Annotated in this window: 9 protein-coding genes and 1 tRNA gene; 6 read left to right on the top strand and 4 right to left on the bottom strand. The window is 63.7% G+C overall.

Annotated features, from left to right (window positions below):
- A partial coding sequence (gene carB / locus HY852_RS12490; protein WP_291605013.1) for a carbamoyl-phosphate synthase large subunit occupies positions 1 to 2,822 on the top strand: 2,822 nt, incomplete at its 5' end.
- Between the two features lie 195 nt (positions 2,823 to 3,017).
- Positions 3,018 to 3,494, top strand: coding sequence for a transcription elongation factor GreA (gene greA / locus HY852_RS12485; RefSeq protein ID WP_291605011.1), 477 nt, complete (start codon positions 3,018 to 3,020; stop codon positions 3,492 to 3,494).
- 76 nt (positions 3,495 to 3,570) lie between these two features.
- Here greA and HY852_RS12480 read toward each other — a convergent pair whose 3' ends face one another.
- Positions 3,571 to 4,059: an Lrp/AsnC family transcriptional regulator gene (locus tag HY852_RS12480; RefSeq protein ID WP_291605010.1), complete on the bottom strand. Its 489-nt coding sequence runs from the start codon at positions 4,057 to 4,059 to the stop codon at positions 3,571 to 3,573.
- A gap of 254 nt (positions 4,060 to 4,313) precedes the next feature.
- Here HY852_RS12480 and trxB point away from each other — a divergent pair, with 254 nt between their 5' ends.
- The 4 genes from trxB to HY852_RS12460 all read left to right on the top strand — a co-directional run bounded on the left by trxB (position 4,314) and on the right by HY852_RS12460 (position 7,920).
- Positions 4,314 to 5,279, top strand: coding sequence for a thioredoxin-disulfide reductase (gene trxB, locus HY852_RS12475; protein WP_291605008.1), 966 nt, complete (start codon positions 4,314 to 4,316; stop codon positions 5,277 to 5,279).
- A gap of 6 nt (positions 5,280 to 5,285) precedes the next feature.
- On the top strand, positions 5,286 to 6,209 hold the full coding sequence (locus HY852_RS12470; protein ID WP_291605006.1) for a LysR family transcriptional regulator: 924 nt from the start codon (positions 5,286 to 5,288) through the stop codon (positions 6,207 to 6,209).
- A 468-nt stretch (positions 6,210 to 6,677) separates the two neighbouring features.
- Positions 6,678 to 7,640 carry a 4-hydroxy-tetrahydrodipicolinate synthase gene (dapA, locus tag HY852_RS12465; protein ID WP_291605004.1) on the top strand — a complete coding sequence of 321 codons (963 nt, stop codon included), beginning with the start codon at positions 6,678 to 6,680 and terminating at the stop codon, positions 7,638 to 7,640.
- 148 nt (positions 7,641 to 7,788) lie between these two features.
- The gene (locus HY852_RS12460; RefSeq protein ID WP_291605002.1) at positions 7,789 to 7,920 is read left to right on the top strand and encodes a hypothetical protein; all 132 of its coding nucleotides are present in this window, start codon (positions 7,789 to 7,791) and stop codon (positions 7,918 to 7,920) included.
- Positions 7,921 to 8,009: 89 nt separating this feature from the next.
- Here the strand turns inward: HY852_RS12460 and HY852_RS12455 are convergent, their stop codons facing one another.
- The 3 genes from HY852_RS12455 to HY852_RS12445 form a co-directional block, all read right to left on the bottom strand.
- Positions 8,010 to 8,687 (bottom strand): ParA family protein, encoded by a 678-nt coding sequence (locus HY852_RS12455; protein WP_291605001.1) that lies wholly within the window; start codon positions 8,685 to 8,687, stop codon positions 8,010 to 8,012.
- A 324-nt stretch (positions 8,688 to 9,011) separates the two neighbouring features.
- Complete coding sequence (locus HY852_RS12450; RefSeq protein WP_291605000.1) at positions 9,012 to 9,368, bottom strand: hypothetical protein; 357 nt, start codon at positions 9,366 to 9,368, stop codon at positions 9,012 to 9,014.
- A 267-nt stretch (positions 9,369 to 9,635) separates the two neighbouring features.
- Positions 9,636 to 9,712, bottom strand: a tRNA-His gene (locus HY852_RS12445).
- Positions 9,713 to 9,812 lie beyond the last annotated feature (100 nt).

Raw genomic sequence — 9,812 nt, 5'->3', positions numbered from 1 at the left:
TCATCCGCCCCTCCTTCACGCTGGGCGGCACCGGCGGTGGGATCGCCTACAACAAGGAAGAGTTCCTCGACATCGTCGAGCGCGGTATCGACGCCTCCCCCACCAACGAGGTCCTGATCGAGGAGTCCGTTCTCGGCTGGAAAGAGTTCGAGATGGAGGTGGTGCGCGACAAGAAGGACAATTGCATCATCATCTGCTCGATCGAGAACGTCGATCCGATGGGCGTGCACACCGGCGATTCCATCACCGTGGCGCCGGCGCTGACGCTGACAGACAAAGAATACCAGATCATGCGCGACGCCTCGATCGCCGTCCTGCGCGAGATCGGGGTGGAGACCGGCGGATCCAACGTTCAGTTCGGCATCAACCCGGTCGACGGCCGCATGGTCCTGATCGAGATGAACCCGCGCGTCTCGCGCTCGTCGGCGCTCGCCTCCAAGGCCACGGGCTTTCCGATCGCCAAGGTCGCGGCCAAGCTCGCCATCGGCTACACGCTCGACGAGATCGCCAACGACATCACTGGCGGCGCGACCCCGGCCTCCTTCGAGCCGACGATCGACTACGTCGTCACCAAGATTCCGCGCTTTGCCTTCGAGAAATTCCCCGGCGCCTCCACCACGCTCACCACCTCGATGAAGTCGGTCGGCGAGGTGATGGCGATCGGCCGAACCTTCCAGGAAAGCCTGCAAAAGGCGCTGCGCGGCCTGGAGACCGGCCTTACCGGCCTCGACGAGATCGAGATCGAGGGTCTCGGCCGCGGCGACGACAAGAACGCGATCCGCGCCGCGCTCGGCACGCCCACACCCAACCGCCTCCTGCAGGTGGCCCAAGCCATGCGGCTCGGCTGGTCGAACGAGGACATCTTCAAGTCCTGCAAGATCGATCCCTGGTTCCTCGCCGAAATGCGCGGCATCGTCGAAATGGAGAACAAGGTCAGGCAGAGCGGGCTGCCGGAAAACGCCTTCGGCATGCGGACGCTGAAGGCGATGGGATTTTCCGACGCGCGCCTTGCCGTTCTTGCCGAGACGACCGAAGCGGAAATCGCCGCAAAGCGCCGCGCGCTTTCCGTTCGCCCGGTCTACAAGCGCATCGATACGTGCGCGGCCGAGTTCGCCTCGCCCACCGCCTACATGTATTCGACCTATGAGGCGCCGTTCGCGGGCCAGACCGCCGACGAAAGCGCGCCCTCGGACAAGAGGAAGGTCATCATCCTCGGCGGCGGCCCGAACCGCATCGGCCAGGGCATCGAGTTCGACTATTGCTGCTGCCATGCCTGCTTTGCGCTGCATGACGTCGGCTACGAAAGCATCATGATCAACTGCAATCCGGAGACGGTGTCGACCGACTACGACACTGCCGACCGATTGTACTTCGAGCCTTTGACCGCCGAGGACGTGCTGGAGATCATCGATACCGAGCGCAGCAACGGCACGCTCCACGGCGTGATCGTGCAATTCGGCGGCCAGACGCCGCTCAAGCTCGCGCGCGCGCTCGAAGCCGCAAACGTGCCAATCCTCGGCACCTCGCCGGAGGCGATCGACCTCGCCGAGGACCGCGACCGCTTCAAGCGGATCCTCGACAAGCTGCACCTGAAGCAGCCGAAGAACGGCATCGCCTATTCGGTCGAGCAGGCGCGCCTCATCGCCGCCGATCTCGGTATGCCGCTGGTGGTGCGTCCGTCCTACGTGCTCGGCGGCCGCGCCATGCAGATCATCCGCGAGGACAACCAGCTCAGCGACGATCTGCTCGGCACGCTGCCCGAGCTGGTGCCCGCCGACGTCAAGGCGCGCTATCCGAACGACAAGACCGGGCAGATCAACACTGTGCTCGGCAAGAACCCGCTGCTGTTCGACCGTTACCTGTCCGACGCCATCGAGATCGACGTCGACTGCCTTTGCGACGGCAAGGATACCTTCGTCGTCGGCATCATGGAGCACATCGAGGAAGCCGGCATTCACTCCGGCGACTCCGCCTGTTCGCTGCCGCCGCATTCGATCGACGCCGCAACCATCACCGAGCTCGAACGGCAGACCCGAGAGCTCGCGCTCGGGCTCGATGTCGTCGGCCTGATGAACGTGCAGTACGCGATCAAGGACGGCGAGATCTACGTGCTCGAGGTCAACCCGCGCGCCTCGCGCACGGTGCCCTTCGTCGCCAAGGTGATCGGAACGCCGGTGGCGAAGATCGCGGCGCGGATCATGGCCGGCGAGAAGCTCGCCGACTTCAACCTGAAGCAGAGCGACCTCAAGCATGTCGGCGTCAAGGAATCGGTCTTTCCGTTTGCCCGCTTCCCCGGCGTCGACACGGTGCTCGGTCCGGAAATGCGCTCGACCGGCGAGGTCATGGGCATCGACCGCACCTTCGAGATCGCCTTCGCCAAGAGCCAGCTCGGCGGAGGCACGCGGGTACCGCGCAAGGGCACGGTGTTCGTCTCGGTGCGCGACAGCGACAAATTGCGGATCACCGAAGCGGTGCGATTGTTGCACGAGGTCGGCTTCAAGGTGCTGGCGACGTCGGGCACCCAACGCTTCCTGGCCGACAACGGAATCCCGACCGAAAAGGTTAACAAGGTGCTGGAAGGCCGGCCCCACATCGTGGACGCGATCACGAACGGCGACATCCAGCTTGTGTTCAACACCACGGAGGGGCCGCAGGCCCTGGCGGACAGCCGATCGCTTCGGCGGGCTGCCCTCTTGCATAAAGTGCCATATTACACCACTCTCTCTGGCGCCGTGGCGGCCGCGCAGGGCATCCGCGCTTATCTGGGCGGGGACCTTGAGGTTCGCACCCTGCAGAGCTATTTTTCCGAAACTGATCGTTGACCGGGCTGCGCCCCGTCAAGTGGTTCGGCAATAAAGCCGCAAGCGGCCGGAACCAGCCGGCCGTGCGGCTGTTCTGTTTCGGCGCCCGGCATGACAAAGTTCCGTTGGCCGCGTACCGAGCCCCGGAAAGGCTGATTTGAAGAGGTCTCCTGCGTATCCGCCGTTGCGGATTCGCGGGACCGAAGGACGAGAGAGATGGTCGAAAAGGTTCCGATGACCTTGGCCGGTTTTGCCGCGCTCGAGGAAGAATTGAAGCAGCGCCAGTCGGTAGAGCGTCCGCGTATCATCGCGCACATCGCCGAGGCTCGCTCGCATGGGGACCTGTCGGAGAACGCGGAGTATCACGCCGCGAAGGAAGAGCAGTCCCACAACGAAGGCCGGATCGCCGAGCTCGAGGACAAGCTCGCGCGCGCCGACGTGATCGACATCTCCAAATTGTCCGGCGACACCATCAAGTTCGGCGCGACCGTCACGCTGATCGATGAGGACACCGAGAAGAAGACGGTGTGGCAGATCGTCGGTGAGCCCGAGGCCGACGCCAAGAAGGGGCGCATCTCGATCACCTCGCCGCTCGCGCGCGCGCTGATCGGCCAGAAAAAGGGCGCTTCGGTGGAAGTGAACACGCCGGGCGGCGCCAAGGCCTACGAGATCACCAAGGTCGAGTGGCGATAGAATCATCGGCCGTCTGAAGCCAAGAGGGCCGCGCTTGCGCGGCCCGCTCGCATTCGCCCCGCATAGCTTCACGCGGTCATTGCGCGCCGCGCCGCGCCTTCACTTCAAGGGGTACCGCCGCTTCATATTTGCAGTTGTCCAGCACCAGCGACGTCCTGACATTGCGCACATGAGGCGCGGTGGTCAGGTGAGTGACGAATTCCTGGAAGGTCGCCATGTCAGGCGCCACGCATTTCAGCATGAAATCGACTTCCCCCGACAGCATCCAGCACTCGCGCACCAAAGGCTCGGCGCGGACGAATTCCTCGAACGCGCGGAGGTCGGCCTCGGCCTGGCTCGACAGATGCACCGCGGCGAACACCGTCACGTCGAAGCCCAGGCGGCGCGGATCCAACAGCCCGCGGTAGCCCTGGATATAGCCCTCCTCCTCCAGGGTGCGGACCCGGCGCAGGCAGGGCGGCGGCGAAATGCCGACGCGCTTGGCCAATTCGACATTGGTGATTCGTCCGTCGGCCTGGATTTCACTGAGGATTTTGAGGTCGATCTCGTCGAGATTCTTCGACACGGGCGGAGGTCCTCGGCTGGGGAGGCGGCGAATTTGGCGGCAATCCTCTTAGCCCAGCTCGGGTGCTTTGCGCAATTTTATTGCGCGTGCAACGCCGCAAATTTTGGTTCCGCGGGGAAAAATCCCCCGCTTGGGCTGCAATTCTTGCATGGCTGGCAGGATTGCTTAGATTGGGTGCACGCTTCGGGCCGCCCCAATACCTTCTGGCACCCCCTCCCGGGCGTAACGCAACTTCCCCGAGAGGCTTCAGTCCCATGCCCGCCGCGATACATGCCAAGATCGTCATCATCGGCTCCGGTCCTGCCGGTTATACCGCCGCGATCTACGCCGCGCGCGCGATGCTGGAGCCGATCCTGATCCAGGGCATCCAGCCCGGCGGGCAGCTCACCATCACGACCGACGTCGAGAACTATCCCGGCTTCGCCGACGTGATCCAGGGTCCGTGGCTCATGGAGCAGATGGAGAAGCAGGCGACGCATGTCGGCACGAAGGTCCGGACCGACCTCGTCACCAAGCTCGATCTTTCCCACCGGCCGTTCCGCCTGACCTGCGACAGCGGCGACGTCTATCTGGCGGAAACGGTCGTTCTGGCGACCGGCGCGCAGGCGCGCTGGCTCGGCATTCCCTCGGAAGAGGCCTTCAAGGGCTTCGGCGTCTCGGCCTGCGCCACCTGCGACGGCTTTTTCTATCGCGGCAAGGAAGTGGTGGTGGTCGGCGGCGGCAACACCGCGGTCGAGGAGGCGCTGTTCCTGACCAATTTTGCCTCGCAAGTGACCGTGGTGCATCGCCGCGATCAATTCCGCGCCGAGCGCATTCTTCAGGACCGCCTGTTCAAGCATCCCAAGGTGAAGGTGATCTGGGACAGCGCCGTGGACGAGATCTGCGGCAGCGACAACCCGAGGAAGGTCACCCATGTCCGGTTGAAGAACGTCAAGACCGGCGCGGCCACAGCGGTGCCGGCGGACGGCGTCTTCATCGCAATCGGCCATGCACCGGCGACCGAGCTCGTGGCCGGCCAGATCAAGCTCAAACCTTCCGGTTACGTGGAGGTGGCGCCGAACTCGACGGCAACGTCGGTGCCCGGCCTGTTCGCGGCCGGCGATGTTGCCGACGAGACCTATCGCCAGGCGGTCACCGCCGCGGGGTTCGGCTGCATGGCCGCCCTGGAAGCCGAACGCTATTTAGCCCTGCGCGCCGGCGAGCGCGCGGCAGCGGAATGACAGATCATGCCCCGAGCACGCGACGGATTTACGGATATGGACTGGGACAAGCTGAAGGTGTTTCACGCGGCGGCGGAAGCTGGCAGCTTCACGCATGCCGGTGAGCAGCTCGGCCTTTCGCAATCAGCGGTTTCACGCCAGGTCAGCGCGCTGGAGCAGGAGCTTTCCGTCTCGCTGTTCCACCGCCACGCCCGCGGCCTCATCCTCACCGAGCAGGGTGACCTTCTGTTCCGCACCGCGCATGACGTGTTCATGCAGCTGCAGGCCGCGCGCGCGAAACTGACCGACAGCCGCGAACGGCCGAGCGGCGACCTGAAGATCACGACCACGCCGGGCGTCGGCATCAACTGGCTGATCCCGCGGCTCGGCGAATTCACCTCGCTGTATCCGGAGATCCGGATTTCGCTGATCGTGACCGACGAGGAGCTCGATCTTTCGATGCGCGAGGCGGACGTGGCCATTCGCACCCGTAAGCCGACGCAGCCGGACCTGATACAGCGCAAGCTGTTTGCGATGGGCTTCCACGCCTATTGCTCGCCGGAATACATCAAGCGCTTCGGTACGCCGCGCACGCTCGAGGAGCTCGACAGCCACCGCATCATCACCTTGAGCGACGGACAGGTCGCGCCGCACCTGCAGAACCGCAACTGGCTGATCGAGGCCGGTCGCAACGGTTCGGGACCGCGCGAGGCTTATTTCAAGGTCAACAACATCCTCGGCCTCGTGCGCGCCTGCCAGCAGGGCCTCGGCATCGCCGCACTGCCGGATTACCTGGTCGAAGAAAACAGCCGGTTGGTGCAGCTGTTCAGCGAATCCGATTCGATCCAGCTCGACACCTACTTCGTCTATCCGGAAGAGTTGAAGACGGTGGCGCGGGTGCAGGTGTTCCGCGATTTCGTGGTGAGCAAGGCGCAGCGCTGGCCGTCCTGATTTCCGCATGACTGACATGCGGACCGGGCCTTGCTGCACGATGCGTGGCGCCCCCATAATGCTTTCATGCTGAGGGTTCGCGTTGCGCATTGTCCCCCTCCTCCAGTGGCGCGAAAGCTCAGTGATCCCTCTTGGAAGGTGATTGTGTCGGCCCCATGTGGCCAATACCTCAGCCGGGCTCCGCTGCGAGCCCGGCTTCTTTTCGTCGCCGCCGTCTCGTTTTACCTGTTCTCTCCCTAGTTGCATGCCAAATCGCGTGCTACCAATTGACTTTGCGGCCCGTTCACCGCATCATCGCTTCATGATCACGATCTCGTGCGTCGCCACTTTGAAACATCGTCCCCTCCCGGGGACGACGAGTCGACGCGCGCGATAGATCTTCGCTTCAGGCCGATTCCGAACCCCGCCGTCATGACGGGTTTTTTTTTCGTGGTCCCCGTCTCCGACGCAACTCCCAAGGAGATGGACATGACCGACCTTCGACACAGATTGCAGGGCCTCTGGCTTCCGCTCGTCACCCCGTTTCGCGACGGCGAGGTCGACGAAACTTCGCTGCGCCGGCTGGCGCGCCACTACGGCGCCAGCCCCATCCGTGGGCTGATCCTGGCGGCGACCTCGGGCGAGGGCATGACTCTTCGAAGCAGCGAACTCGAGCGCCTCGTGACGACGGTACGCGACGAAACCGAAAGCCGCAGCCTTCCGATCTGCCTCGGGCTTGCCGGCGTCGATACAAGCAGGCTGCGCGACCTCCTGGACGAAACTGCGGACTGGCCGATCGACGGCTACCTGATCTCGAGCCCCCATTACGTGCGACCTTCCCAGGCGGGACTGCTGCAGCACTTCACCGCCCTTGCCGATCACGCCGCCTGGCCGATCGTGCTCTACAACATCCCGTACCGGACGGCGGTCAACATCGGCAACGAAACCCTGCTTCGACTTGCCGAGCATCCGAACATTGTCGGCTTGAAGGATTGCGGCGCGAACCGCGAGCAATCGCTTGAGCTCTTGCGCGACCGCCCGGCCGGCTTCCGGGTCCTGACCGGCGAGGACGCGCAGTATTTCGACGCGCTCGCCGATGGTGCCGACGGCGCCATCCTGCTGTCGGCGCATGTCGAGACGAAGACCTTTGCCGCGGTGCAATCTCTGTTGAAGGAAGGCGACCGGGCCGCAGCGCTGGCACGCTGGCAGGAAGTCGCCGAACTCACCCACCTGCTGTTCGCCGAGCCGAGCCCGACGCCGGCAAAGTACTGGCTTTGGCGAACGGGATTGATCGACAGCCCCGAGGTGCGCCTGCCCATGGTGGAGATCGGGCCGGGACTGTCGGCATGGCTCGACCGCGAGATCGAACGGCGCGCTGTGCCGATCGACACCTTTCGCGGCCTGGCTCCGGCCGCACCGCACGCCGGCGCAGCCGTGGTCAATCCGGGCTGATCGAAAGCCCGGATGCTGTTTGGCAGCGCGACTGTCGTGGTTAATCCGACAGCAGCGCCTGTGGCCAAATGTGAGCGAAATCGCGACCGGGTTCTTAAAGGCAATCGCCTACGATTGCCGCGAAATAACAAGAAACGCGGGGGCGTTTGTGAATACCAGGCACTTGGTCAGCGAACAGCGGGCGTTTAGCACCGAGGACATTCTATGGGCCATCGGCATCTGGTGGGTGATCCTCACCCTGACGCCGGTCATCATCTTCTACATCCTGATGGTGGCCTGACCGCCGGTTCCATCTGAGAACCGAAGGCGGAAAACGAAAAAACGCGCGGGCAGCCGCGCGTTTTTTGTCGGGGGCCCCTCTTCCGGAAGCTACGCTGCCTGTTTGTGCATTGCACCGCTCGCGGAAGCCGTGCCGCGGATCGCCTTCACCGAGCGCTCGATCGCAGCCCACAGCCTTGCGATTTCCTGGGCCGCACGGCCGTCGGCAGAATATTCGCGTGCGCCTTCGCCATGTCCGAGCGCCATCAAGAGGTCCGAACGGTTGGTGATCTGACCGCCCCACACCGGAGCCCGGAATTTCGCCATTGCCTCGCGGGCGATGGTCACGATCGGGCTTTCGGCATCGTCCCTGCGCGCCGGCGCACCGTTGAGCACCACCGCGTAGGGTTTGCGCGCCGCACGGCACATCTGAATCGTTTCCTGCACTGCGTTGACGTCGAATACGCCGGGCCGCGCCGGAATGATGACCATGGTGGCGTTCTTGATGGCGTCGTCGACCACGGCCGACAGGTTCGGCGGCGTGTCGATGAGAACCCATTCGAATCCGTCGCGCCTGGCAGCGGCAACGATTCCGCTGACCGAATTCACCGCGGTCTTGATCGGCGGCTCATTCGTGCCGCGCAGCTTATGCCATAGCGTCAGCGAGCCCTGCGGATCCGCATCGACGAGCAAAACCGGCTTTGTCGCCTTGATTTGTGCAGCGAGATGAGCGGCCAGGGTACTCTTCCCCGAGCCACCTTTTCGTGATGCGAAAACAACAACATTCATACCCTTGCCTCCAGATTGACCCCAGGCCGCAAAAATGAATCACCACGGTGATTCGTAAAAGAAAAATTTACCGACAGTTGTCTGAAAGACACGAAATAACGAGTCGTGTTGGCTTTTGAGTCACACTTGAGCGCCGCAGTGCGTCGCAAACCAGACGAAAAGCCTTCGGCGCACGCAATTCGACCAGCAGCGAGTCAGGAAAATCCGGACTCAACCTCGGCGAGCATCGGCTTTCCTGACAGGTCCGACGTCGTCAGACACGAGCGGCGAACAAAAGGAGCCCACGCCGGAGCAAGAAGCGAGCGACCGCAATGGCCCGCCTGGCTACATCGCGTTTGGCTTCGCCGGCTTTTTCGCTTTGCGCGATTTCGCGCTCGCCGACGTGCCGCCCGAAGCCGGCTTGATGTTCATCGGCTTGCCCGCGGCCTGCGTCGACGTTTCGGGCCCGTCCCTGAAGAACACCCGGCAGGCCGGCGAGAGCTGCGCCTTGTTTCGGATCATGCACGCCGTGATGCGATCGACGTCGGGAATGTCGGAGCTGCAAAGGCGGAAAGCGTCGCCCGAGCACGCCTGCTCCTGCTCCGGCGTGTGTGCACCGGCGAGGCCCGGATAGGTCATTCCAGCGCCCGCCAAGGCCGCAATTGTGAGAAACTGGAACGCCCGCGACCGAAAAGCACTCATTCCTTCCCCCGAATCCGTCCTGAGAAATCTTGGGGACAGGTTCGATCCTTGGCAAGCTCGAACGAGCGCGGCCTGTGCGCGCAGCCATGTTCGGTCGCCGATGGAAGGCGCGCAGGTCTGCGCGGCTCGCCGCACGAGTTCCGGAGAATGGAAGGTCTACTTATTGGGATCGGCCGCAATCCGGCGAAGAGCAGCGGCGGTACGGTTCAATGCCGGAGGGCGGCCGCGACACCGATCGAGCTTGAAGACTTTGAAGGAGACAGAGGCTGGTACAGTTGGGTGGGCTCGAACCACCGACCTCCTGTTCCACAGACAGGCGCTCTAACCAACTGAGCTACAACTGCATCCGCAAGAGCCCGTCTCGGCAGGACCGGCGGGCTGAATGGGCCGGAAACTAGGTGCAACGCCCCGCTTTGGCAAGGCCGGAAGAGCGCCCGGCCGCTC

The organism is Bradyrhizobium sp., assembly GCF_016213215.1.
Lineage (GTDB): Bacteria > Pseudomonadota > Alphaproteobacteria > Rhizobiales > Xanthobacteraceae > Bradyrhizobium.
Note: the sequence above shows the minus strand (reverse complement) of the source record. Positions and strands in the feature narration are given on the sequence as shown.

Bases quoted from the DNA above. Each gene is read 5' to 3' on its own strand.
- greA (WP_291605011.1), top strand. From the start codon at position 3,018: ATGGTCGAAAAGGTTCCGATGACCTTGGCCGGTTTTGCCGCGCTCGAG.
- trxB (WP_291605008.1), top strand. From the start codon at position 4,314: ATGCCCGCCGCGATACATGCCAAGATCGTCATCATCGGCTCCGGTCCT.
- HY852_RS12470 (WP_291605006.1), top strand. From the start codon at position 5,286: ATGCCCCGAGCACGCGACGGATTTACGGATATGGACTGGGACAAGCTG.
- dapA (WP_291605004.1), top strand. From the start codon at position 6,678: ATGACCGACCTTCGACACAGATTGCAGGGCCTCTGGCTTCCGCTCGTC.
- HY852_RS12455 (WP_291605001.1), bottom strand. From the start codon at position 8,687: ATGAATGTTGTTGTTTTCGCATCACGAAAAGGTGGCTCGGGGAAGAGT.
- HY852_RS12450 (WP_291605000.1), bottom strand. From the start codon at position 9,368: ATGAGTGCTTTTCGGTCGCGGGCGTTCCAGTTTCTCACAATTGCGGCC.